The organism is Microcoleus sp. EPA2, assembly GCA_020882975.1.
Lineage (GTDB): Bacteria > Cyanobacteriota > Cyanobacteriia > Cyanobacteriales > Microcoleaceae > Microcoleus.
Map to the genome: position 1 here is coordinate 114,161 of JAHRFD010000008.1, position 24,905 is coordinate 139,065.

General features: G+C 45.5%; 24 protein-coding genes. 16 read left to right on the forward strand and 8 right to left on the reverse strand.

Annotation, left to right across the window (positions count from 1 at the left end; all coding sequences use genetic code 11):
- Nucleotides 1-95: 95 nt before the first annotated feature.
- From AAFP14_RS10190 to AAFP14_RS10205, 4 genes are all read left to right on the forward strand, one after another.
- A complete protein-coding gene (locus AAFP14_RS10190; protein WP_341732145.1) occupies nucleotides 96-1,400 on the forward strand; it encodes an aminotransferase class V-fold PLP-dependent enzyme in 1,305 nt (434 codons plus the stop codon).
- Nucleotides 1,401-1,643: 243 nt separating this feature from the next.
- On the forward strand, nucleotides 1,644-2,204 hold the full coding sequence (locus AAFP14_RS10195; protein WP_341732146.1) for a Uma2 family endonuclease: 561 nt from the start codon (nucleotides 1,644-1,646) through the stop codon (nucleotides 2,202-2,204).
- A 58-nt stretch (nucleotides 2,205-2,262) separates the two neighbouring features.
- On the forward strand, nucleotides 2,263-2,622 hold the full coding sequence (locus AAFP14_RS10200; protein ID WP_341732147.1) for a DUF6972 family protein: 360 nt from the start codon (nucleotides 2,263-2,265) through the stop codon (nucleotides 2,620-2,622).
- Nucleotides 2,585-2,863 carry a hypothetical protein gene (locus AAFP14_RS10205; protein WP_341732148.1) on the forward strand — a complete coding sequence of 93 codons (279 nt, stop codon included), beginning with the start codon at nucleotides 2,585-2,587 and terminating at the stop codon, nucleotides 2,861-2,863. Before AAFP14_RS10200 ends, AAFP14_RS10205 begins: the two co-directional genes overlap by 38 nt.
- A 235-nt stretch (nucleotides 2,864-3,098) precedes the next feature.
- Here the strand turns inward: AAFP14_RS10205 and AAFP14_RS10210 are convergent, their stop codons facing one another.
- From AAFP14_RS10210 to AAFP14_RS10220, 3 genes are all read right to left on the reverse strand, one after another.
- On the reverse strand, nucleotides 3,099-3,656 hold the full coding sequence (locus tag AAFP14_RS10210) for a hypothetical protein (RefSeq protein WP_341732149.1): 558 nt from the start codon (nucleotides 3,654-3,656) through the stop codon (nucleotides 3,099-3,101).
- Nucleotides 3,657-3,665: 9 nt separating this feature from the next.
- Complete coding sequence (locus AAFP14_RS10215; RefSeq protein WP_341732150.1) at nucleotides 3,666-5,060, reverse strand: ParA family protein; 1,395 nt, start codon at nucleotides 5,058-5,060, stop codon at nucleotides 3,666-3,668.
- A gap of 218 nt (nucleotides 5,061-5,278) precedes the next feature.
- Nucleotides 5,279-6,496, reverse strand: a complete 1,218-nt coding sequence (locus AAFP14_RS10220) for a ferrochelatase (protein ID WP_341732151.1) — start codon at nucleotides 6,494-6,496, stop codon at nucleotides 5,279-5,281.
- A gap of 365 nt (nucleotides 6,497-6,861) precedes the next feature.
- Here AAFP14_RS10220 and AAFP14_RS10225 point away from each other — a divergent pair, with 365 nt between their 5' ends.
- The 4 genes from AAFP14_RS10225 (at nucleotide 6,862) to AAFP14_RS10240 (ending at nucleotide 10,287) form a co-directional block, all read left to right on the forward strand.
- The gene (locus AAFP14_RS10225; RefSeq protein ID WP_341732152.1) at nucleotides 6,862-7,446 is read left to right on the forward strand and encodes a hypothetical protein; all 585 of its coding nucleotides are present in this window, start codon (nucleotides 6,862-6,864) and stop codon (nucleotides 7,444-7,446) included.
- Nucleotides 7,439-8,167 (forward strand): DUF3120 domain-containing protein, encoded by a 729-nt coding sequence (locus AAFP14_RS10230; protein ID WP_340551159.1) that lies wholly within the window; start codon nucleotides 7,439-7,441, stop codon nucleotides 8,165-8,167. Before AAFP14_RS10225 ends, AAFP14_RS10230 begins: the two co-directional genes overlap by 8 nt.
- Before the next feature lie 203 nt (nucleotides 8,168-8,370).
- Nucleotides 8,371-9,219 (forward strand): alpha/beta fold hydrolase, encoded by an 849-nt coding sequence (locus AAFP14_RS10235; protein WP_341732153.1) that lies wholly within the window; start codon nucleotides 8,371-8,373, stop codon nucleotides 9,217-9,219.
- Nucleotides 9,220-9,327: 108 nt separating this feature from the next.
- The gene (locus AAFP14_RS10240) at nucleotides 9,328-10,287 is read left to right on the forward strand and encodes a pentapeptide repeat-containing protein (RefSeq protein WP_341732154.1); all 960 of its coding nucleotides are present in this window, start codon (nucleotides 9,328-9,330) and stop codon (nucleotides 10,285-10,287) included.
- 94 nt (nucleotides 10,288-10,381) lie between these two features.
- Here the strand turns inward: AAFP14_RS10240 and AAFP14_RS10245 are convergent, their stop codons facing one another.
- Both AAFP14_RS10245 and ggt read right to left on the reverse strand, forming a co-directional pair.
- The gene (locus AAFP14_RS10245) at nucleotides 10,382-11,251 is read right to left on the reverse strand and encodes a choice-of-anchor L family PEP-CTERM protein (protein ID WP_341732155.1); all 870 of its coding nucleotides are present in this window, start codon (nucleotides 11,249-11,251) and stop codon (nucleotides 10,382-10,384) included.
- Nucleotides 11,252-11,498: 247 nt separating this feature from the next.
- Entirely contained in the window at nucleotides 11,499-13,172 is a 1,674-nt protein-coding gene (ggt, locus tag AAFP14_RS10250) for a gamma-glutamyltransferase (RefSeq protein ID WP_341732156.1), read from the reverse strand.
- Between the two features lie 251 nt (nucleotides 13,173-13,423).
- On the opposite strand from ggt, the gene AAFP14_RS10255 reads away from it, so the two are divergent.
- Both AAFP14_RS10255 and AAFP14_RS10260 read left to right on the forward strand, forming a co-directional pair.
- A complete protein-coding gene (locus AAFP14_RS10255; RefSeq protein ID WP_341732157.1) occupies nucleotides 13,424-14,389 on the forward strand; it encodes a glycosyltransferase family 2 protein in 966 nt (321 codons plus the stop codon).
- Nucleotides 14,390-14,401: 12 nt separating this feature from the next.
- Nucleotides 14,402-15,172, forward strand: a complete 771-nt coding sequence (locus AAFP14_RS10260) for a DUF1350 family protein (protein WP_341732158.1) — start codon at nucleotides 14,402-14,404, stop codon at nucleotides 15,170-15,172.
- A 177-nt stretch (nucleotides 15,173-15,349) separates the two neighbouring features.
- Here the strand turns inward: AAFP14_RS10260 and AAFP14_RS10265 are convergent, their stop codons facing one another.
- Nucleotides 15,350-16,642, reverse strand: a complete 1,293-nt coding sequence (locus AAFP14_RS10265) for a pentapeptide repeat-containing protein (RefSeq protein WP_341732159.1) — start codon at nucleotides 16,640-16,642, stop codon at nucleotides 15,350-15,352.
- A gap of 424 nt (nucleotides 16,643-17,066) precedes the next feature.
- Nucleotides 17,067-17,579 (reverse strand): DUF1648 domain-containing protein, encoded by a 513-nt coding sequence (locus AAFP14_RS10270; protein WP_341732160.1) that lies wholly within the window; start codon nucleotides 17,577-17,579, stop codon nucleotides 17,067-17,069.
- Nucleotides 17,580-17,655: 76 nt separating this feature from the next.
- Here AAFP14_RS10270 and def point away from each other — a divergent pair, with 76 nt between their 5' ends.
- The 4 genes from def to AAFP14_RS10290 all read left to right on the forward strand — a co-directional run bounded on the left by def (nucleotide 17,656) and on the right by AAFP14_RS10290 (nucleotide 21,397).
- On the forward strand, nucleotides 17,656-18,216 hold the full coding sequence (gene def / locus AAFP14_RS10275) for a peptide deformylase (protein WP_341732161.1): 561 nt from the start codon (nucleotides 17,656-17,658) through the stop codon (nucleotides 18,214-18,216).
- The gene (locus AAFP14_RS10280; RefSeq protein WP_340523764.1) at nucleotides 18,216-18,416 is read left to right on the forward strand and encodes a hypothetical protein; all 201 of its coding nucleotides are present in this window, start codon (nucleotides 18,216-18,218) and stop codon (nucleotides 18,414-18,416) included. Before def ends, AAFP14_RS10280 begins: the two co-directional genes overlap by 1 nt.
- 260 nt (nucleotides 18,417-18,676) lie before the next feature.
- Entirely contained in the window at nucleotides 18,677-20,002 is a 1,326-nt protein-coding gene (locus AAFP14_RS10285; RefSeq protein WP_341732162.1) for a PrsW family glutamic-type intramembrane protease, read from the forward strand.
- A 342-nt stretch (nucleotides 20,003-20,344) separates the two neighbouring features.
- Nucleotides 20,345-21,397 (forward strand): Gfo/Idh/MocA family protein, encoded by a 1,053-nt coding sequence (locus AAFP14_RS10290; RefSeq protein ID WP_340523750.1) that lies wholly within the window; start codon nucleotides 20,345-20,347, stop codon nucleotides 21,395-21,397.
- Nucleotides 21,398-21,573: 176 nt separating this feature from the next.
- Here AAFP14_RS10290 and AAFP14_RS10295 read toward each other — a convergent pair whose 3' ends face one another.
- A complete protein-coding gene (locus AAFP14_RS10295; protein WP_341732163.1) occupies nucleotides 21,574-22,671 on the reverse strand; it encodes an SGNH/GDSL hydrolase family protein in 1,098 nt (365 codons plus the stop codon).
- Between the two features lie 166 nt (nucleotides 22,672-22,837).
- Here AAFP14_RS10295 and btpA point away from each other — a divergent pair, with 166 nt between their 5' ends.
- Together btpA and AAFP14_RS10305 are read left to right on the forward strand one after the other, a co-directional pair.
- Nucleotides 22,838-23,716 (forward strand): photosystem I biogenesis protein BtpA, encoded by an 879-nt coding sequence (gene btpA, locus AAFP14_RS10300; RefSeq protein ID WP_341732214.1) that lies wholly within the window; start codon nucleotides 22,838-22,840, stop codon nucleotides 23,714-23,716.
- A 162-nt stretch (nucleotides 23,717-23,878) separates the two neighbouring features.
- Entirely contained in the window at nucleotides 23,879-24,808 is a 930-nt protein-coding gene (locus AAFP14_RS10305; RefSeq protein ID WP_341732164.1) for a vitamin K epoxide reductase family protein, read from the forward strand.
- Nucleotides 24,809-24,905 lie beyond the last annotated feature (97 nt).

A 24,905-nucleotide genomic window follows, 5' to 3' on the forward strand; every position in this document is an offset into this window, starting at 1 on the left:
AGGAAGAGGGAAGAAGGAAGAAGCTTTTTTGAGAGAGATTTTTGACGATCGACATTTATGTAATATTAACGCTATCAATTAATTCCGCAGCAAAAATGACAAAAGACAAACACCGACAACAGTTTCCAGCTTTGACCAATAAAGCTTATTTTAACTACGGCGGACAAGGACCGTTGCCTGAGCCTGCTTTAGAGGCGATTTATGGGGCCTACAAACGGGTGCAGGTTGGGGGGCCGTTTTCGGCGGAAATCGGTGCTTGGGTGGCTCAGGAGGCGATGCTGACGCGACGTGCGATCGCCTCGGAGTTAGCCGTCCCTCCTGAAACCATCGCCCTGACTGAAGATGTCACCGTCGGCTGCAATATTGCTCTGTGGGGCATTGATTGGCATCCGGGCGACCATTTATTGCTTTCTGACTGCGAACATCCCGGCATTGTAGCTAGTGTAATGGAACTTCAGCGCCGTTTCAACATTGAGGTTTCGGTTTGTCCGTTGGCGGCTACTTTGAATGGGGGGGATGCGGTGCAGGTAATTGCTAGTTATTTACAGCCAAATACTCGGTTGTTGGTAATCAGTCATATTTTGTGGAATACTGGCCAAGTTTTGCCTCTGGCTGAGATTGTTAAGGTGTGTCATCAAGGTTATGAACCCCCCCTAGCCCCCCCTTGTCAAGGGGGGGGACAAGAGGAGTTTTCCTTGATTCAATCGGGGGGAAGAACAGATATAGAACCCCCCCTAGCCCCCCCTTGTCAAGGGGGGGGACAAGAGGGTTTGTCTGTGCAGCATCACCAAGTTAGAGTGTTAGTTGATGCGGCTCAATCAGTAGGGGTTTTGCCTTTGAATTTGATTGATTCTGGGGTTGATTTTTATGCTTTTACTGGTCACAAATGGTGGTGCGGCCCGGAGGGTTTGGGCGGACTTTATGTGAGTGCAGATGCTTTGGTCGATTTGCATCCGGTGTTTATCGGTTGGCGGGGAATTGTCACGGATGCTAATGCTAAGCCTATTGGCTTAAAACCGGGAGCTCAACGTTACGAAATTGCGACTTCGGCTTATCCTTTGTATGGGGGTTTGCGAAGTGCGATCGCCCTGCAACATGAATGGGGTACAGTGGCAGAAAGGTATGCAGAAATCTGCCGTTTGAGCAAGTATCTCTGGGAGGGTTTATCGGAGTTGAGTCATGTAGAATGTTTGCGAACTTCTGCACCAGAAGCGGGTTTAGTTTCGTTTCGATTAACTAATGGGATGCCGCACAAAAAGCTTGTTGATTTGTTAGAGAAACAGGGAATTATGGTGCGGACAATTCTGAATCCAGATTGCGTGCGGGCTTGCGTTCACTATTTTACCACTGAGGCGGAGATTGATAAGTTGGTTGGGGAAATAGCCATTCAATTAGGATAGTCGGAGCGGGTTGATTAAGATTATTTATTAGCCTAAAATAATATCTGTAAAACCCGTCCATACAGACCATTGTAGGGGCGGGTTTTACAAACAATTTATGTGGGGAACCAACAATATAATAAACCCGCCCCCGCCCAAGGAACAAGATTTAAAATAAAGTCTTGGTTTGACCAACAGCGAGATCCAACCTACTTGTGGAAGATATCAGATATAATCAAAATAGAACAGAGCGGAGTCAAAGCTATGTCAACTACAGAAAAAGTTCGATGGACAAGCGCTGATTTAGAATCATTACCCGATAATGGCAACCGTTATGAGATAATCGGAGGAGAATTGATTGTAACAGGAATGCCACAGTGGAAACATCAAGAAGTTACTAATAATGTTTGCGTTGAGTTAACTATTTGGTCAAGACAGACGGGTTTAGGTGAAGCTGCAACAAATCCGGGTGTTGTATTCACAGATACAGACGAAGTTATACCTGATGTGGTTTGGGTAAGCTATGAGCGTTTAGCACAAATATTAGATGAGTCGGGACATTTGGCTGGTGCGCCGGAGTTGGTAGTAGAGGTGATGTCTCCGGGTGAAGAAAATGAAAGGCGCGATCGGCAATCTAAGTTAAAATTATATTCGGTTCAGGGCGTGCGAGAATATTGGATTTTTGACAGAGTACAGCAAAAAGTTGAAGTTTACCTGCGGGAAAATGGGATTTTGAAATTAGCGATAACTTTGTTTAAGGAAGATAATTTAACCAGTCTTTTGTTGCCTGGTTTGAGCGTGTCAGTGGCTGCATTGTTTGCGTAGAGATTAACCAAAGCATAAATAACGGAGGAAAATAAACGATGAATTTCGATCGAGCAGTATGAGTGGAATTGACCGCGAACTTACTCTAGAAACCAGAACCAGTCTCATTGACAAACATCTCCCCGGAACTCAAAAAGCCGAAAGCGAGCTTGAAACCGAAGGAATCGTCCATCTCTTTAATGATAGAGAAACAATGGAAAGAGTCGCCGCAGAAATCAAGCTAAGAGGGGAACGCACAGGAGCGGACGATCCAGAGGACAATTATGAACGCTATGGATTGTACTTTTCAGAACCAATTGGTTATATACTGAAAGCAGACGGTACTCGGATACCACTAGAATACGGTGAAATAAAAATTAAGAAAACCACAGGTAAATATCATGTCATACCTCGCACAAGACCCCGCACAAGCTACTAAGATCAGTCAAGAATCAGAGCAAGAGACTGAGTGGGAGTTTGCGGAAATCTGGGCTGATACTCTGATCTCTCCTCCTTATATCCTGATGTTAGTTAAGGAAAAATCGGGGAAATTTTGTATTCATAATCCGGCACAAAACTATAAAGTTATTTTTTGTAGTGACAATTACGAAGCTGCTAAAATGTGGCTGCTAGAGGATGAATACGAGCGTTTGAATAGTCGCATTTTACAAGAAGTATAAAGAGATGTCGCTAAAAAATCGCTGATTAACTAAAGTGGGACTTACGCGCGGGTAGTCAGAAACCTGGTTTTTGCTGAGAAGACGCGTTACAGTTGCAGAAACTGCCAAAAACCCGGTTTCTTTGGTCGGAGTGCGCAATTCCCGATGTAAGTAGATGAACGGTTTAGACATTGGTAGCTTCGATGGTGATTTGAAGGAAAGTGCGATCGTCATTCTGTTTCATGGAAAATTGGTATTAATTAACGGTGAAAAAATCGGATATCACGGGAATTTTTGCTTTCCCGATTCCACATTTTAAAGTAGTCAAAAAAGTTAGGTTCTTAGGCTTTTTTGTCTTCCTGTATTCAACTATCGCCTTTGCAGTTTTCAAGGAATCAACCTTGTCAAAACTAGGCTGTTGAGCTTTGATGCGCTCTAATGCTTCCTGGATTTCTTGCTCGGAAGCAACCAGGATATTAGTTACTGCTATTGGCGGAGCAATCACCAGCCCAGCTTCTATTTGTAACTGTGCCAGCATTGGCTCATCAACAATGATGCACCAGATAAAATCCTTTTTAGCTAAACGGGCTCCATCTAATATCTGAGTATTGAAAACGGATTGGTAGTTGTCTTGCTCTAATAGCTTAACTACAACAGGCAAAATGTTTTTGTCAGTTTCACTCAACTGCTGTGCTATGGCTTCGATTTGTTTTGAAGCTAGATTTGACTTACCCTGAATAAACTTACAGGGTAATCGCAAAACTTGTCCCAGTGTAATGTCATTCGAGAATTCTTCTTCTTGAAAAAGTGCCATAATTACCTGCTAATTATCGATAAAGTTGTGTTCTAGAAATACCTCTTTGGCGAGGTCATTGTATAGTTTAGTAATGGGGGATTTGTGCCAGCAAATTACTGGAACTTGTGAAAATTCTGCAACTTTAGTCTGAGTGTAAATTTTCAACTCAGTCTTGTATGGTTTCCCAGTAAATTTTAGTTCTTTGATTGTCTCGTCGATGTAATTCTGAAGGATATTGCCCTTTTCAGCCGGACAATTACTAAACACTAGACCCAGGTTCCAGGGAGCAACAGGGAATTCCCCCTTATCAACCCTCGTATTTCTCAATGTAGGAATAAATTTGTCAACTCCTGCGGCATGATGCAGTGATTTTTTGTCAAAATCCACAGGGATTAAAACAGTGTCGCAAGAAGCAAGCATCCCCACTGATAAGACATCTATTGTAGGTGAAGCATCAATGAATACGTAGTCGTAGTCGTCACTAAGTAGTTTAATCATTTTCTCGATGAATGACCTTTTGCTCCGGTCTGGAAAGTCTTTACTTTTCTCTCTAAACTTTTTTAATTCGTTCTCCTCTATCGGCAAAACTGACAAGGAAAAATGCTGGCTATGAGTTGTCTTGAACTTGCGGACTTGGACGGCAGCCCTCAAAATATCCTTGGCGCTTTTGTAGTCATTAAGTTGAAGTTTATCAATGCACTTATCCAAGCAATCTTTAACTATAATTCTGGCTTTCAGCCCTCTGGTTAAATCAGTTTGCGGATCTAAGTCAATCAGCAAAACTTTCTTGCCTTTTGTCGCCAGTGCGGCGCCTAGATTGATGGTATTAGTTGTTTTTGCTACGCCTCCTTTCTGATTCCAAATAGCTGTTACCAAAGCCCGCTGAGTAGTCAAGCAATACTCTAATTGATGCAAAAGCTTATGAAAATTTGCTGCTGTCACTTTTAGCACGGGAGTTAAAGGGAAAACCAGCCCGTCAACTCGCCTCCAAACTTGAAAGAAGTCACCATTAAATACCCACCCGTAAGGAGCTATATAATCAAGTTGGTCTTTTAGTTTTATATTGTCGAGGTACTGCTTAATGCCATTGTTTCTTGTACTAATGGGATAGCCTACTGCCTCTTTATAAAGGTTTTGCTGCTGGCAAAAATCGGAAAACCCTTGCTCTGGAGCATCATAAAATAAGCTAGTACGCTTTTTAATTTCAACAACTATTCTAGGTGGCTTGTCTAATTCGTCATATATTAAATAATCGGGTCTCAAGCCTGTTCCAGAACCTAAACTTCCAGTTTTTATCTGATTGAAGTTAAGACCTATAGCCTTCCAGATCAGAGGCATTAAGTTCATTGCCAGCTCGGCTTCTGAGTAGTTACTCGGTAGAGATTGCCAGCGCTCTATTACGTCAGTAAGACTGCTTCCCATTTTTTACCCCAACAAGATGGTGGCTGCAATTGTTAAGTTTTACAATAACATAAATGAGAAAAAAAATCGCCCTTTCTGCAAAAACACCAAAGGTCGATCGCCCTTTTCACCTAAATCAATCTCAAATTACCCACTCCCACAAAAAAACCGGGTTTTTTACTCAATCTGTCGTCTTCAACGCAGTATTCTCGCAAAAAACCCGGTTTCTGAGATCCTAATTAATGACTGTGCCCGTGGCCGCCGTGAGAATGACCATGATCTCCATGAGAATGCCCGCCATGATTATGGCCGTGATCGCCATGATTATGTCCATGATCGCCATGAGAATGTACGTGATCCCGGACAACCAAATTCGGATTTACCGCCACAGCCGTCTCACTCAACAACGCTTCAATCTGCGGATTAGCCCACTCTGCGGCCATTTTCAGGAACTCAGGATGGTCATTTACACAAGGTAATTTGCGGTAAGTAACTCCCTGACGTTGCTTCTGCAAACCCTCAATCACATGATCTACATCTAACAATGTTTCGTGATTTTCTGTCGCAAATCCGATCGGCATAAATACGATCGCAGTTGCACCCAAATCGATCAAATTCTTCGCAGCTAAAGTCGCATCCGGTTGCGTCCATTCAATCAGCGGCGTGTCATGATTCAGCCAGCCCACCGAAATCAAAGGATAGCGATACATCAAACGTTCCCGCACGCGATCGTACAAAGCTTGACTTTCCACAATCCCGGAAGTAAAGCCCTTCGCCTTGTGCGGACAACCGTGATTCATGAGCACGATCCCAATCTGAGAAGGCAAATGTGCTACTGCTAAATCATTCTTAATTTCCTCTTCCACCAAATCCGCCATTAACTTAATGTAGGCAGGTTCATCGTAAAAAGAAGGAATGTAGCGCTGTCCTTTTACCCAATGTTCTTTGCCATCAAAGGTTTGTGCTAAAGCATTGTTCACCTGTTCCACCGCAATCCCGCTAGTGAAAACAGAATCAACAACCAACAGCGGATAAATCAGAATTTTATCAAATCCTTCAGCCTTAATTTGCGGAATTACTTGTTCCGGCAAAAAGGGCGCGCAAAAGTTAAAAGCTTTGAACACTTTTACTTTGTCGCCCCATTTTTCCTGCAAATTCTTCTCGATCCCAGCGCGCTGCTGTTCAAAAATTGCATTGTGCGGCGACACGAATTGACCGTGTTGATGACTCCACTCATGCAAGTCGAAAATCGCTAAAATCTTCGCCAGCGGTGGATAGATCCAAGTCGGTACCGGTGCAAACTTTGCCGTAAGTAAGTTTAAAGCTTGCTCGTTGTAGTTGGCAAAATCGTCGTAGCTTTCGACTTCGCCGTAACCCATCAGCAAGACAGCTACGCGATCGCTGTTTTCCTGTGCACCAGATGTTTTGAACTCAATTTTTTCGGGAGAAGCAACCACTTTGTATTCCTCAATTTAGATGATTTTCAGAGTCGCAGGAAGGATGAATAAAAATCACGGAAAAAAACCCGGCTTCTATAAAAAATATTGGGCTTAGCAGCGATTCACCCACAAAGAAACCTATTTTATAGCTTCCCAGGGTCGGGGACAGAAAGCGTTAAGTTTTATGTTTTCTTAAGACTTCCTGACTTTGCCTCTGCTGTCGGTGTCTCGGAGCGTTCCCAGCGTTTATTTTGGGGGGATACCCTTCAAACAAAACTCTGTTATCAGTTTAACATCCTATCCCCCTGCATGGCATATAATTAATTAAGCTATACAATAAAGTAAAGTTATGTTAAGCTCATAATTAATTTTCTTGAAGCAAGATGAGACTGGTAATTTGTCCCGGAATTCACGACCCAAAACTGACTGATGCTTTCCTGGCGGGAATTTCAGAGGTTTGGGGAGATGCACAACCCAGGCAAAATACCCAAACATTCTACCCTGTCAAGATTTTTCCTGCTCATAAACATCCACCTTTCTCGGCCATTGACATCTTCCACTTTTTGTGCAGGGAGGAGTTAGCTGGAGAAAGTCTAGTCTTGGTCAGCTTTTCGGCTGGGGTAGTTGGGGCGATCGGGGCGGCGTGGATGTGGCAACAAATCGGCGGCAAAGTCGCTGCCTTCATTGCTTTAGACGGTTGGGGAGTACCCCTAGGGGGCACTTTTCCTATCCACCGCATCAGCCACGATCGCTTTACACAGTGGAGTTCGGCTATTCTCGGTGGCGGTGGAGATAGTTTTTATGCCGATCCACCCATCGCCCATTTAGATTTGTGGCACCAACCCCAAACCGCCCTAGGCTGGCAAATCATTCACACAGCCGACGGTAGGGAAACTTTTCAACCCGCCACCGCGGCAACATTTTTAGTTCACTTATTGAAACGTTACGGAGTCCAATCAGTTGTTTAACTTTAATTTATTATCCTCAGCGATCGCGCCTATTTTCAATCTCACGGCCCTCGAAAATTCTGTATCTTCTTCAGACAGAAAAAATAGCCTCCAGCAGTGGTTGATATTTGGTGCCTCAGCTTTTTTAGTCTCAATTCCAGTTTTTGTGCAAGCACCATTAGTGCGTTTGTATCCAACCATCAGTTTGCTCTCAACCATCCCGTGGTTCGTACTTAGTTTGATTTTCATTTTTCGCCCAAAAACCCAACTTTGGGGAGACTTATTGTTGGGATTTGCCGGATGTTGGCTGGCAGGTTCGATCTATTGGGGCTGGTTTAGGTGGGAACCAATTTTACATCTACCTATAGAAGCAATTGGCTTGCCGTTTGCGATTTGGTGCTTGGGCAAATCTTGGGGAAAAGTGGGAGCATATTTTTATTTAGGTTCGCTATTTGGCACTGCTATTACTGATTTATATTTTTACTTAACCGGTTTGATGCCCTACTGGCGGCAAGTCATGCACGCGGAACCGGAATTGGCGATGCCGATTTTTCAAAGTGCGATCGGACAAATTGAAACTCCTTGGGGCATAGGTTGGGCTCTGGTTTTAATTGCTGTGCTTTTAAGTGTGGGTTTGGTGAGTTTGCGCGATCGCACTTTGCACTGGCGGGCCTTCAGTGGAGCAGTTTTGAGCACGCTTTTAGTAGATGGCTTATTTTGGCTAGCTGCATCCGCTGCTTAAGACTTATGATTTCTTTCCACTCGTTCCCAGGAAGAGCCTGGAAACGCAGATCCGGAGGCTCTGGCTCCAATTTTTGTTCCGAAACCAGGCAGTTTTTTCAGATTTTCGGAAACGAAGCAGAGCCTCTAGATATTGTTTCCCAGGCTCTTCCTGGGAACCAGTTATGAGTTAAAATCTAACATCTAACATCTAAAATCGAGATCATGGCTTTTATTTCAATTCGCGGTGTAGAACATTATTACGAGTGGATAACAGCAGACGCAACTGGCGGGCCCAGCGGCAAACCTGTGATGGTATTTTTGCACGGATGGGCAGGCTCAGCCCGTTACTGGGAAAGCACGGCGCGGGCTATTGCCAAGGACTTTGATTGTCTGCTTTATGATATGAGAGGTTTTGGACGTTCTCCACTGCCAAAAAATCCTCCTGAGTCTAGCTACGAACTCGAAACCTATGCCCATGACTTGGCCGAATTACTAGCAGCTTTGAATTTAAGTCGCGTCTATCTAAATGCTCATTCCACAGGTGCATCAATTGCTACTTTATTCCTTAACCTTTATCCCGAAAAAGTAGAAAAAGCGATTCTGACTTGCAGTGGCATTTTTGAATACGAGGAAAAAGCCTTTACAACTTTTCACAAATTCGGTGGCTATGTGGTTAAATTCCGGCCACCTTGGTTGGCTGCTATTCCGTTTGTCGATCGCCTATTTATGGCACGGTTTTTGCACCGCTCCCTGCCGACAGAGGTCAGTTTGGCATTTCTAAAGGATTTCTTAATGGCTGATGAGGAAGCGGCTATAGGTACAATGGTGACAGCAGTCAGCAAAAAAGCAGCGGAGGAAATGCCCCAAGAATTTGCGCGCCTAAGTGTTCCCACACTGCTGGTAGCTGGAGAATTCGATCAAATTATTCCGGCAATCATGGGCAAACAAGCCGCTTCCCTCAGCGACAAAGTAGAATTTGTTATAATTCCAAATACATCTCACTTTCCGATGCTGGAAGATGCCACAACATATTTGCAGCGAATCCGGGATTTTTTGCCAGTAGCGGCATAACTGAGTTAATGTTCATCTAATGTACGATCGGGGAAGCCAGCTTTGAGAGCAGCCTTTACTCCGATCTTAATTTTTAATTCCTAATTTCTGAAAGCGAAAGGTGGTACCATGAACGACCTCGACCAATACTATAGAGTGCTGGAACTATTGCCGGGAGCAACTCCTGAAGAAATTACCCAAGCCTACAAGGATTTAGCGTTCATTTGGCACCCCGATCGCATTCCCAAAGATCGGCCCAGATTGCTAGAAAAAGCTGAAGCAAAGATTAAGGAAATTAATCAAGCTCGCGAAAAATTGCGATCGATTCAGCCCAGGGCTCAGCATCAACATAGTCAACACAAAAACACCCAGCACCAAAACACCCAGCACCAAAACACCCAGCACCAAAACACCCAGCACCAAAACACCCAGCACAGAAGCACCCAGTACCAAAGCTCTCAGTACCAAAGCTCTCAATACAGAAACTCTCAGTACAAAAACTCTACATACCAAAACTCTCCATACCAAAATACTCAGCCACCACAGGCAAGCCCAAAAGAAACCCGTTATTCTTCTGAAGCTTATCCTGGAAAATATGCTGGCAACTCTTCTCCAAATCCTTCTGGGCCCTATTCAACTACCCCCCGTTACCCATCATCCTCATCCTCATCCTCATCCTCATCCTCATCCTCATCCTCATCTTACCGCCCCGCTACCCCACAAAGTCCCGATTTGAGCGGCTCCAACTTCAAAGGAGCTTCCTTAAAAGAAAAGGATTTTTCCGGCAGAAACTTGAGCAATGCTAACCTGAGTCAAGCGGACTTAAGTGATGCCTTTCTACATAATGTTAACCTCACAGCCGCAAATTTGCATAAAGCCAATTTGTTCAGAGCGAACCTGTTAGGAGCTTGTTTAATCAATGCCAACTTGAGAGAAACTAACTTAATCGGAGCAGATTTAAGTGGCGCTGACTTAAGTGGTGCAGATTTAACAGGAGCTAAAATCGGTTATGGCGATCGAGTAATGGTAAAACTTACCGGAGCCAGATTATCGGGAACTATCTTACCCGATGGTACTGTTCACAGTTAATCAGTGTTAATTAGTTATCAATTATTCGTTATTTGTGTTGTGATTTTTGGGTAGTCCGTTGTGGCATCAGGACTAATGCCCGTACAGGAGATTCCTAGAGTCGAGCGCGCAATTTTCTGCCTGTGGCGAGCATCGCAACTCCGGCTATCAAACCCCCCAGAGTCATAGGTTCGGGAACCGGTTCGGCTTTTTGGGTAGCCAAAGAACCACTTTTAATAAATACAGCAGAATCTAAATTACCATCCCCCACATCTTTAATGCGGATGCTGAGAACATTCGTCTGATTTTTATTGAGGAAACCCTCAAAACCTAAAATTTTAGTAAAGCCATCCAGCTTAATAATATTAGCAGCCAGGCCTGTCACGACTGGATTATTGATATAGTCAGAGTGATCTTGAGAGCGATTATTTAGATCGGGAACCAGATTATTAATGGTAACGGCTTTGCCATCGCTCAACTTGGCCAAATTATTGCCATTCAACAGCAATTCAAAATCGTCATTAAAGGGAGAACCACCAAACTCAGGAAACTCCTCGGAACCAAATACATATTCAAAGAACAACTTTTCCGCGTTAGAGTCAGCAAAAAAACTGAGGTTGAGCTGAGTTAAATCTCCAGCTTCACCATCAGGGCCAAAGTCAGTGTTTAAATCAGTGCTATTGAAGAACAGATTATCTTTTTTATTCTTGCCGGCTATGTCAGTTACTCTGCCAGTGCTGAGAACAATACCTGAGTGCAAACCAAAGGGGTCATTTGTAAAAGTACCAAAAGCAGCACTATTTCCAGTCACTGACACAGAGAAATTACTCAATCCTGCTGTCTGAGTTCCTAACAACTGGTTTTTTAAAGTTTCGGTATTGTTGGTTGCACCTATAGAAAATGCCATAGCGGGTGCGGTCAACAAGCTGAAAGCAGCAGCGGTGAATGTAGCAGTTAAGGCAGCAATTCTATGGGGGCTGAGCATATTTTTATTGCTAAAATCACAGGTATAAATTCAATCCACAATTAGATCATGGCATTAAATAATGGTGATATATATTACCTTTATCAACTCTTTAAGTGTAAGTATTTATACGGTAATAGTGAGAGATTGAAACTCGGTAATTATGGGCTGTGACGCGATCGCCGCAGCCACAAGTCAGAACGAAAAATCAGGCATGATTATCCTATTCGATCGCTGGAAAATCAAATCCCATAGAGGGTGGGCTTGGTCAAAAACCCCTTGCTACTCCCTCAGAGCGTGGATCGGCAGCCCCCTGCAACCAATCATCGGGTGTGACGACGATCGCATTAGCATTTCCCCAACTTTCCCGTTGCTGAATCTGGTGTCCCCGCCGTCGCAACCGATCCAGCGTCGCAGCATCAAAACCTCCCCGTTCCAGCATGAGGCGATCGGGTAGCCACTGATGGTGAATCCTCGGTGCGGATACAGCCTCACCGACATTCATGTCGTAAACCAACACATTAAGTAAAATTTGCAGCACAGTGGTAATAATCGTACTACCTCCGGGAGACCCCACCGCGAGGCGAAATTTGCCATTTTCTGTCACAATCACCGGCGTCATGCTGGATAAAGGAGTTTTGCCGCTGGCGATCGCATTTGCATCCCCACCCACCAAACCAAACAAATTGGGCACTCCCGGTGCCGCAGCAAAATCATCCATCTCATTGTTGAGCAAAATTCCTGTACCCGCAGCCACAGCCCCAGCCCCAAAACCACCATTCACCGTAAACGTCAAACTGACCACATTGCGCTCGGTGTCAACTACCGTCAGGTGCGTAGTCTCCGGCGACTCCGACACCAAGCGACTCAAAGTTTGAGCATCCACAGCTTTTACTTCCCTCGCAGGTTTGGCTTGACTCTGGATTTGCGATCGCCTCCATCTGCCATAATTTTTGCTAGTGAGAGCTTTGACGGGGACACTCACAAAATCTGGATCGCCCAAATACTCAGCTCGATCGGCATAAGCAATCTTCATCGATTCCGCCAACAAGTGCAAAGTATCTGGATTTTTCCTTCCCATAGTCTTTAAATCTGTATCGCCAATCATATTCAAAATTTGCAGCAAATGAACGCCACCGGAAGCAGGAGGCGGCATTGCGCAAATTCGGTAAGTCCGAAAGTTGCCACAAACTGGATTGCGCCAAATCGGTGTATAGTTTTTCAGGTCTTCGAGAGTAATCAACCCACCGTTGTTCGCCATGTCAGAGGCGATCGCCCTAGCAATTTTCCCTCGATAAAAACTTTGTGGCTCTGTCGCAATCTGGCGTAAAGTCCGCCCCAAATCCGCCTGCACCAGCAGTTCCCCTGGTTGGTATAAAACACCACTGCGGGTAAAAACTTCCCGTGCCGCCTGGTTGTTGTTAATCGCATTCTGTCGCAACTTCACAGCCTGGGTAAACCGCGAACTCACCCGAAAGCCATTTTCCGCCAAGGCGATCGCCGGTGCCACCAAAGTAGCCCAAGGCAACTTCCCGTACTCGCGGTGCACCGTATAAAGCCCCCCCACAGTACCAGGAATCCCCGCGGCCAAATGCCCATCTAGACTTGCTCTAGGACGCACTTTTCCTTGCTTGTCCAAATACATATCCCGCGTCGCCCCTTTGGGAGCCCGTTCCCGAAAATCCAAGGCTTGCACAGTCCCTGCTTGGGCCCGTCGCAGCAGCAAAAAACCCCCACCGCCGATACCTGCCGAAAAAGGCTCCACCACCGAAATTGCCAAAGCCGTAGCCACGGCTGCATCCACTGCATTGCCTCCCTGTTGCAGCACCCACAGCCCCGCATCGCTGGCCAGGGGGTGAGCAGACACTGCTATGCCTTGTTTGCTATGCTGTTGCTGAAACTTGGGTGGTTGCTGTAGCTGCGGATGGCAACCACATACCATAACTGTTAGAAATAAAGTATAAATTGGTACTTTTTTAGATAAACTTAAAAACATGGTTGACAGAAGACTAAACTTGTTTAATTCTAAATTACATCACATCCTCCTTCAGACATAAATCTAATGTTGATTATCAAAAATATCACTGCCCATCATATACCTCATGTAGATGACTTAAAATAGCAACAGCTTACCGAGCTAAGCTCCTGCTTATCAAATCTCCATCAGACCTGAGCTACTATAAAAGTTAATTTATGAACAGCAAAAAAGTCAGTGTCATCATTCCTGCCTTCAATGCAGCCGAAACCCTGGTGGCGGCAGTTTCTTCCGCACTCAATGGCAGCCACCAGCATCTAGAAATCTTAATTGTTGATGACTGCTCTACTGATGATACTAGGAAAATAGCAGCTAAAATTGCGGAGTCTAATCCGCGAATTCAGTTATTTGTAAATCCCGAAAATTATGGGGTTTCTAAGTCAAGAAATTTAATGATCGATCGCGCCACAGGTGAGTATGTAGCCTTTCTCGACAGCGACGATACTTGGGAACCAAACAAGCTGGAATTTTGTTTGCAAATGCTGGCAGAACATCCAGAAGTTAAAGCTGTTGCTCACGCTTTGCGGTACTTAGATAAAAGTGGTAACAAGTTGAGTTATATTCCTACCTATCCTACAACTAAAGCGGAAATGCAAGGGATTAAGTTGACAGGGGATAGTCCTTGGGTTTTTCCGTCTTCTGTGGTAATCGAGCGAGCAATTCTCCTCTCTGAAGGTGGCTTCGCTGAAGATTGGTTGGTAGGGGAAGATACAGAGTTATTTACCAGAATTGCTCACAAGTACGGCCTGTTGGCGACGAAACAGCCTTTGGGCAATTACCGGATTAGAGGGAATTCTCTCACAGATAAGCACTGGTTGAAAAAACGCATAGCTTCTGATTGTATCAAGGAAAATCAACGGCGGCGTCTGCGGGGAGAGCCGGAGTTATCTTTAAGTCATTACGAACAGTTATGTTTTCAAAATTTGCCACTTTGGCAAAAGCTCAACAAATTTAGACAATTTTTGGCACTGCACTACATGAGAAAGCTAGGACAAAGTTGGTTGAACCGGGAGTTTTTGCAGACTCTTGTTTACGGGATTGCTACTACAGTTCTCAATCCTCAAGCTAGTTTAAATAAGTTGAAATGGATGAAGTATCATGAAGAAAGGTTTGACACTCCCTAGTTGATTGAATTTATGGACTGGCAGGAAATTTCTGGGAATTGGGTATTGATTCCTTCAACTAGACCGATCGCGATCGTACATTTTCTCGGTGGTGCCTTTGTGGCGACAGCACCACACTTGACCTATCGCTGGCTATTGGAGGCCTTGGGAAATCAAGGATATGTTGTAGTAGCGACACCTTTTGTCAATACTTTGGATCATATTGCGATCGCCCGTGATGTCCTCAATAAATTTGAAAATGCTCTGGGACGATTGCAGGCGATGAAGTTGCTGCGATCGCGATATCTCCCTATCTACGGAATGGGACACAGCATGGGGTGCAAACTCCATTTGCTGATAGGTGCTGTCTTTGACGTAGAAAGGTCAGGCAATATTCTGATCTCTTTCAACAATTATGCAGCTTCTGAAGCAATCCCCATCGTCGAGCAAATTTCCCCTGTCTTTAACGTCGAATTTACTCCTTCTCCCCAGGATACCAATCGCTTGGTCAAAGATAGCTATCAAATTCGGCGCAATCTGTTAATTAAATTTAAGGATGACAACATCGACCAAACTTTGCTGTTAAAAGACTTGCTAAAAGTGAAATATTCCGACATGATTACTGTTCAGATCCTGGCCGGCAACCATCAAACACCCTTGGGTCAAGATGTTAGCTGGCCGATGGGTCAAATTTTTACACCCTTTGATGCGATCGGACAGTGGGTGAAACAAGAAGTGTATCGGGAATTAAATCAATTAAAAAATACTGTTTTGCTGTGGCTCAATCCTGTTTCAAAAATTTAAACTTTCCATCAATATCTGTCACATTATCGGAATTTTTCGGTGTTTTTTTGTACACCCGCTATACCTGGTACTCCAGGTTAGCGGTGATATCGTTTACGGTTGGATCGGAATGATTTAACCGCAGAGAGCGCAGAGGGCACAGAGGAGGACGGTGCTACCGGATTTGAGAGGAGTATGTCAACGTCCTAGTTTATTAGGAATACCTTCGCAGCCACCGGGAATAGTTTCTCTCGATTTCGAGCCACACCAAGCGCAGCAGTATTGACGTTGCTCCTCCGACATTCGCTTGACACCGGTGAAATCAGCGCGTTCCACCACAGCCCCGGTATATTCCCCCGTGGTGTAGTTGGGAAATTCACTGCGACTGCGGGGGGAAGCGGTTTCGACCGAGCCATAAAATAATGTAGTACCTTTCATGTCAGCGCGGACGAGATTGGCGTCGTACAAGACAGCGCGGGAGAGGTTGGCTTTGACTAAATCGCACTTGCTGAGATTGGCGCGGACGAGATTGGCTTCGCTTAAATCTGTCCACCGCAAGTCAGTGTTCGCTAGGTCTGCTCCTGCTAACATCACATTGAGATCGATGACACGGATACCGTGGTCTCTGTCTTCAGCATAGCCGCCGTCGCCGTCAAGGATGGGGCGACCTAAAAGTCGATCGCGCTTCAGAGGAGTAACCAATCTCGACTGCGACAAAAACCGGAGAATTTTAGCTTTACCTTCAGCATCTACACTGCTCATAATCGCAGCAGTGCGACCTTCTGCGATCGCCCTTTCCTGCGGCCAATCTTCCAAAAACCCTTGTTCGTCGAGGGCTAAGTCGGAAACCCCTTGAAAATAAGCATCTATCGTTTGCTGCTGTGTAATTCTGTTTTGCTGAATAGTCAAATCTTTCGAGATCACATACTGGCGCCAAGCCACATAAACGCCCAAAATTGCGATCAAAATTTGCCCCAAAGCGCCAATTAACTCGCCGAGAGCTCCGATCGCATCCCAGTTAATTTGGATATTGCGGCTTCCCGGTTCAGTATTAGTACCGCTGAGCATCAGCAAGCCCACAATCCCAGCTAAAAGACCAAAGCAGGCTACGATCAGAGTGCGCCAAGCTGGGGGAATCACCTGCACCCAAATTTTGCCCCAACTCGGCCACATCAGCCGTAGAGATATGCCCATCGCTGCGATCGCCCCAATTAAGCCAAGCCAAATACTGTCGTTTGCCAGCCCGAAAATCATGGCAGCGACTGACCCCAAAATCAGCACCGACCCCGACATCTCAGCAGTCGTTTGTTTGGGATACTGTGGCAATACAATCTTGCGGGTTGAAGCCTGTGACACAGATTTTTCCGGTTCAGCAGTGGGGATTATTGTCGCTGGTTCTGGCGACACACTAGGGGCTACACCGTTGAGACTGTCTACAGTTGCGATCGACTCAGGGGAATTGGATGGAGAAGGATTGGGTTCTGGTGTCATGCGTTAAGATAACTTCTAACTGTGGCTGCTCACTAAACTTGATTTTACCTAACCTAGACAATTCTAGATATAGCCTTTCTCTTGAAAGATGAGGTAAGAGCGAGAATTGGTAATTGGTAATTGGTAATTGATAATTGGTAATGGGTAATGCCCTATGCCCCATGGCCCATGCCCCATTACCCATTACCTAGTACCCACCTCACTGAGAAAGGCCATAGCATATCGATTTTAGTTTTGAGATTTAGAAATCCGGTCTGAGCATATTTAATAGACATCTCCCATCATCATCAGGCTTTCCAGCCTGTTCCACAAGAATTGTTGGATATGTCTATTGTGAGACAGGCATCCTAGCTGTTAATTAACACAGTTTTTGGAAAATATCTAAGTGGTGGATTTTCCTAAAAATTATTTATTTCCCAGCTACCTAACGAGCCAAATAAGCCTTTAGGAAATACACACCAACCGTCCCAAATATCAAAACCATCATCCCTAACACTAGCTCCATACTCAAGCTTTGAGCAGTACCTAAAGCCACAATAATTTGCTGTCGCACTATCAACGCGAATAACCAGCAAACCTCGGCTTTGAGCCAAACCAAAAGCGATCGCGCCAGCAGATATTGGCGGCGTGCGTTCTCTTGAGTAATCCGTACAGGATAATTAAAAGTATGGGGATAGGGAGACACCGCAGCCAAAACGATAAATATCATCGCAGCCACAGCCGGTAGTAACCAAATCATCACCTTGTCGCCCCAAGCATCAGGCTGGCCATAAAAACCGAAATGAATCGGAATGCGCGAGGGCAGAACAGCCCAAAACTGTAGAATTATCAAAATAGCCAGTAAAATCGCGATCGCCGCAGCGAACTCTCCGGCTATCAACAGTGGCGATCGCCCCAGAGAAATCACAGGTCGTAGGTTTGGCTTGTTTCCACTCATAGGTAGGTTAATTTAGATTAAGATTAAATATCATAGTATTGGTTCCAATTTAGCCCAGATATTAAGTAAGAATGCCATGACAACTCAGGTTTTGGTTGAAAAGAAAAAGTTAGAAAAACCGCCTCTAACCATACACACATTGGGCGATCGCGTGCTGCGCCAGCCAGCCAAGCGAGTCAACAGCGTTGACGCAGAAATTCGGCAGCTAGTCCGAGAAATGCTGCAAACCATGTACAGTGCTGAGGGTATTGGTTTAGCAGCCCCTCAAGTCGGAGTCAACAAACAAGTCATCGTGCTCGACTGCGAACCGGATAACCCAGCTAAACCGCCACTGGTTTTGATCAACCCCACCATCAAAAATACCAGTGGCGAAGTCTCCCCTTTCCAAGAAGGCTGTTTAAGCATTCCGGGAGTTTATTTAGAAGTTAAGCGCCCAGAAATGATTGAAGTCTCCTATCGCGACGAATACGGCCGCCCGCAAACCCTGAAAGCGACAGAGTTGCTATCCAGGGCTATTCAGCACGAAATGGACCACCTCAATGGAGTGCTGTTTGTAGACAGAGTAGAAAACAAACTCGCACTCAATGAAGAATTGGTCAAGCATAAATTTTCACCCAAGGCGGTAAAATCGGTATGATGGCAGGAACTCCTAAAAGTAGTTTATTTTTGGCTCTTTCGTGCATTGCCGCGATCGCCGCCGTCGGGTCAGTCTTTGAGCTATCTTCGGGAGAAGCTCAACTAGGTACTTTAGTCACAGGAATCATTCTCGCCCTCAGCATACCCCTCACCGGGCTATTTTTTTATGCAGCAGTTAGGGATGCTAGGGCAAATTTATAATTAGTTATTGGTTATTTGTTATGGGTTATTAGTTATTTGTTATTGGTTATTTGTTATTGGCGGTGCCGCTCGGCGTAGCGTCGGAGGGTCGGAGGGTTATTAGCTATTGGTTAGTGGTTGTTGGTGGCTGGTTATTATCACCAACCACCAATAACAAGTAACAAATAACCCATAACCAATAACCAACAACAAATAACAAATAACCAATAACCAATAACCAACAACAAATAACAAATAACCAATAACCAACAACAAATAAGATGGGATTTCTGCGACAAGTGCCAGCTCAAGGTGCTGTGGCTGCGACAGCATCCAAGTACCAACTTTCTGAAATTATGGAAGTGGCGATCGGACGCGATCGCAGTTGTCAAATAGCCTTGGAATCCATGGCCTACGGCATGGTTTCCCGTCGCCACGCCACAGTCCGCCCCTTCACTAAAGGCAATACTCTGACATGGGAAATTTGCGACCTCAACAGCGCGAACGGTACTTATGTCAATGGTCAAAGGCTGCAAGCCTGCCAAACTTTAGAAACAGGCGATCGCATCAGTCTTGGTATTGACGGCCCTCAATTTATATTTGAAACTACCCTACAAAACAACCACAATTCACCACGATTCCCCACACTAAATCCCACCTTGTCTAACGCTGGCGAAAAGGAAACTCTCACTTTCACTCAATTATTTCCCATCGCCTCCACCGGAAAACAACTAAGTCAAAAAGCTTACTTATATCCCGGCATTGCTACAGTTATTTTTGTAGTTTCGATGTTTGTAGCAGTGGGAAATTCAGCAGCTTTCAATTTTCTGCTGGCTGCTTATCTTGCTGGCGCAGCTTACTATTTCATATATCAACTGTGTGGCAAACACAAGCCTTGGTGGATATTATTTTGTTCTGCCCTAGGTACTATCTTAATTTTACTCAGCCCTTTATTGATTGGATTTATAGTAGTATTTCGAGAAATTTTGCCCGGAAGACTTCCCACCGAAGGGGAAAAAATAAGTTTTTTTCCTTTCTTAATCCGAATGTTTTTCGGTGCAGGTCTGATGGAAGAATTGCTAAAAGCTTTACCAGTTTTGGCCGCAATGATGCTGGGTAATTTATTGCGAAATCCCTGGCGGGAGCGCGTCGGTGTTTGGGAACCTTTAGATGGCATTCTGTTAGGAAGTGCCTCCGCAGTCGGATTTACACTATTAGAAACTCTGGGACAATACGTACCCAATATTATTCACAATGTCACTCTACAAGCAGGGACAGATGCCGGAGAATTAGTAGGATTGCAGTTGCTAATTCCCCGAATTTTGGGTTCCGTCGCCGGACACATGGCTTACAGTGGCTATTTGGGATATTTTATCGGCTTAAGCGCCCTCAAACCTAAAAAGCGCTGGCAAATTTTGGGCGTAGGCTATCTCAGCGCTGCGGCACTTCACGCTTTGTGGAATGCGTCGGGAAGCGCCAGCGTACTCTTGCTGGCAGTGGTGGGAGTCTTGTCCTATGCGTTTTTGGTGGCGGCGATTTTGAAGGCTAGGGTTTTGTCTCCGAATCGATCGCAAAATTTTGCTACTCGCATATTTTCTCAAAAATGAAGGCACCGGCCACGTCAGGCCTGTAACATTGCTCAAGAAAACGATGATTGTGTAGGGGTAGTGCCCAGAAGGTCTACCCCCCCCCTCAACCACTATGAGCTGCCCCTACAAGAGAATGAAGCTGCCCTGGGGGCCACGTAGCCCAAGGGCGACGAGTGCCCTTGGACACCCCCAGTGGGATCGAGGCAGTAGTTGAGTCTTCTTCCGTTTTGCTTGTTACTTCTCTTAGAATTTCTTCACAAATAGATCTGCTGTGGTACTATCTGGATGGCTGTGAGTAACTGAGGGAAGCCAAGAGGCTTGATTCCTGTGGTGGAGGAGAATCCAGGAGTGCTAGATAGGATGTCATTAGGATACGCAAACGTTTTCGGTCAACGAGGTCAACCTGAACCCCTTCGCATTGGGGTGATTGGGGTTGGCAATATGGGCCAACATCACACGCGAGTCTTGAGCTTACTAAAAGATATCGAGCTCGTGGGTATTGCAGATATAAATGTAGAGCGGGGAATTGATGTAGCCAGTAAATACCGGGTTCGCTTCTTTGAAGACTACCGAGATTTACTCGCCCACGTAGATGCAGTTTGCGTCGCCGTTCCAACTCGCCTGCACCACCCAGTGGGGATGTCTTGTCTCCAAGCGGGTGTTCACGTCTTAATTGAAAAGCCGATCGCAGCTAGTATTGCTGAAGCCGAATCTTTGGTCAACGCGGCTGCTGAATCCCACCGGATTTTACAAGTGGGTCACATCGAGCGGTTCAATCCAGCCTTTCAGGAACTCGGCAAAGTGCTGAAAACCGAAGAGTTACTGGCATTGGAAGCTCACCGGATGAGTCCCTATTCCGATCGGGCTAACGATGTATCGGTAGTTTTGGATTTGATGATCCACGACATCGATTTGCTGCTGGAATTGGCATCTTCCCAGGTGGTGAAGTTGACCGCTAGTGGCAGCAGGGCATCGAATTCGGGTTATTTAGACTATGTAACAGCTACTTTAAACTTTGCTAACGGCATTGTGGCTACCCTGACTGCTAGTAAGGTGACGCACCGCAAACTCCGTTCCATAGTTGCTCATTGTAAGAATTCTCTGACAGAGGCCGATTTTCTCAACAACGAAATCTTGATTCACCGACAAACAACCGCCAATTATGTGACGGATTACGGTCAGGTGCTTTACCGTCAAGATGGGTTGATTGAGAAAGTTTACACCAGCAATATTGAACCGCTCCATGCTGAATTGGAGCATTTTATTAATTGCGTGCGGGGTGGAAATCAGCCTTCCGTTGGGGGAGAACAAGCTCTGAAAGCTCTGCGGCTCGCAAGTTCGATCGAGCAAATGGCTCTCGATGGTCAAGCTTGGTATCCGAAAGAGCTAGAATCTACTTTGCAAGTAAGTTAGAGCCAAAACAAATCGTGTCGTTTCCGGGTGCTTTTACAGTTTGGGTTTGTTGTTTGTTCATGGGGTTTTCAACTGTATTTTTGCAACCGGATTCGATGTCGGTAGATTTGAGTTTTGAGATTTTTAATTTGAGATTTACTCGACAGATGAATCTCAAGCTAGTAGTCAAAATTAGCTCAGGATTTATGGTCAAAAAAAGCGACTATTTGACCAGTGAGAGTTTGGCTAACTAGCTGATTTCCTTGAGGACTTAGGTGAATGCTGTCTCGATACAAACTGGTAACAGGACTTACGCATGGGGGGTCAAAAACCCGGTTTCTGCGTAAATATTTGTCGAAAAAAACGACTATTTTTGGAAGAAACCGGGTTTTTTTCGTAAGTCCTATTGTAAGTTCCGTCGCTGAATTGAAAATGGGCAGAAAATCGATGTAAGTAATTTTCTCGGTGGCGACGAGTTCGGCAAGACGCGATCGAGCCTTGACTTCCCAGTCGTGAGGGCCATTCTCGCCTAATTCGTGCCGTTTTGGTGTCAAGGCTAGTACAAACTCGATGTTGGCAAGGTTTGCTGCTGTTTTGATTTGGCGAATAGCTTCTAAGTTGCAGCCAACTTTGTCCTCATTTTGTGCCGCAGGTGTTGCGAATTTGTCCCTAGGTACTGTGGGTATTAGGTAGCGATTTAATAGTTGGACGATCGCCATCACGGGTTTACGATCCGGGTAAGCTCGATCGCGCCCCACTACCGCAGAGCAAGGAGCAGATGCAAACAAATCGTCCGTATTCAACAACAAAACCACCACCAAAGCCCCAAATAGACCAAAACGCTTGGCGTAAGCCAGTTGATTCCTAGGTCCCCAAGAATTGGCTGAACAGTTGAGAACTTCAAAGTTACAATAATAGTTGACTTTTGAATGTAATTGTGCATTGGTGCTGAGAGGGCACATTTGCAGCCTCAACTGCCGAGCGATGATTTCCGATATGGTATCTGTTCGATCGGTCCACCAGCCACCGTTAGCGACAGAATCTCCTAACAATAAAACTCGCAGAGTGTCTGGAGCCGGCAGTGGGGCGATGGCACCTGTACGCATCGAATACTCGTTAATCTCAATCCGGTTTCCCCAGCGACGCACCCTCTGGTTGGGAGCGAGCAAATAGCCACACTCCGCATCGGGAATGTAAATCAAAGCATTGCCAAAACCCACAAGTACCCGCAGCAGCACTTCTATTCCTAACAACAATCCTGCGGTGACAGCCAACATAATCAGAGCTACTTTCACATTTTTAACCTCGATCGACAACCAAAAGCAGCCGATCGCCAGACGGATCTACAGATATAACCAGATTTCCAGTCATTCGATCGCCCTTGTGGATATAGAATTCTAAAATATGCCGTCAAAATCCGCCGTCAGCCGTAGCGTCAACTTGGTGGTTTCAGGAAAGCCCGTGGACTTAAAACAAATATTCAAAACGCCGAATCCCATAATCGGTGTCGTACATTTACAGCCTCTACCAACTTCCCCCCGCTGGGGGGGGAATCTCAAAGCAATTATCGGGAGAGCCGAGCAAGAGGCTACAGCACTGGCTTCTGGCGGCGCAAACGGTATCATAGTCGAGAACTTTTTCGATGCTCCTTTTGCCAAAAATAGTGTAGATCCAGCCGTGGTGAGTGCCATGACGCTGATCGTCGAGAGACTAACCAATCTGGTGACATTGCCCATCGGCATCAATGTGCTGCGAAACGATGCCCACAGCGCGATCGCCATCGCCTCCTGTACGGGAGCTCAATTCATCCGCGTCAACGTCCTCAACGGCACGATGGCTACAGACCAAGGCTTAATCGAAGGTCAAGCTCACCAGCTACTGCGCTACCGACGGGAATTGGGTAGCGATGTCAAAATATTAGCAGACGTGTTAGTCAAACACGGGCAACCCCTTGGTAGCCCTAACTTGACCACAGCCATCCAAGAGACGATCGGACGCGCCTTAGCAGACGCGGTAATCCTCTCCGGGCCTAGGACTGGTAGCCCTCCTAATCTCGAAGAATTAGAAATCGCCAGTTTAGCAGCAGCCGGAATTCCAGTTTTCATCGGTAGCGGTGCCTCCTGGGAAAACATTTCCACACTCATGCAAGCTGCTGATGGCGTCATCGTCTCTAGTTCCTTGAAACGAAACGGGCGCATCGATAATCCCATCGATCCGATTCGCGTCAGTCAGTTTGTAGAAGCCGCCCGCCGTAGCTTGTCTCAGAAACAGCAACACAGCGAGGCTAATGGCTCTGGCAGGCTGATGCCGGAACTGGGTAAAGTCAAAAGTAAAATCTAAAATTAGCAATGGGTAATAGGGAATGAGGTAATCGGTGATGGGTAATTGGTAGCGGGCAATAACTGAAAACTAATAATTCACAGTCAAAAAAGCACCAATTCCAAATTCCCCATTCTCCATTCCCTATTACCCATTGCCAATTATCTATTACCAAATCGAACTATGATTCGCCGACGTTCAACCCCTTGGATTCATCGCTCGTCTAGGACCGTGATGGCCGCGATCGCCGCCATCGGTGTTCTAGAAACCGCCTATCTGACGATCGCTAAATTCACCACAGGCTCAGTAGTTTGTCCCACCAGCGGCTGCGACAAAGTTCTCAACAGTCCCTACGCGACAGTCTTTGGCGTAGTGCCTTTAAGTTTATTAGGTTGTTTAGCTTATCTGAGCATAGCAATCCTCGCCTACGCTCCCAAAACCGTCAATCGTGACACCAATAAAGGACTGCACACTCAACTAGAAAATAGGACATGGCAAGGGCTATTCATCATCACTGCTGCCATGGTAATTTTCAGCAGTTACTTGATGTATTTGATGGCTTTTGAAATTCAGGAACTGTGCATTTATTGTGTCAGTTCTGCGGTGTTTTCCCTCTCCCTCTTTGTGTTGACCTTAGTCGGCCACGAGTGGGAAGATATTGGTCAACTGGTGTTTACAGGCATGGTCGTGGTCATGGTGAGTGCGATCTCCGTCTTGGGACTTTACAACAGCGTCAAAGCACCTCCTGTGACGGTCTCTAAGCCCGGTATAGCCGCTCCTCTGGTCACTACCACATCGGGACCTGCGGAAATGGCTTTAGCCCGACATCTGACACAAATTGGTGCTAAGGAATACGGTGCTTACTGGTGTCCTCACTGCCACGATCAAAAAATGCTGTTCGGCAGAGAAGCAGCCAAATTAATTGATTATGTCGAATGCGACCCCAAAGGAGAAAATTCTCGCGCCGAAATTTGCCAAGCTGCTGCTGCTAATGTCAAAGGTTTCCCTACTTGGGAGATTAAAGGTCAGTTTTATTCCGGGACTAAATCTTTAGAACAACTTGCAGAATTGTCTGGTTACAGCGGTCCGCGCAATTTTCTCAAAGTACCGTAAATTTGGAAATTCAAAGAGCGCAGATTTGAGTAGATAGGATGGGTCAAACAATTTTGGATGAAAATTTTGGATTGTTCCGGTAACTCAGTTGGCCTAG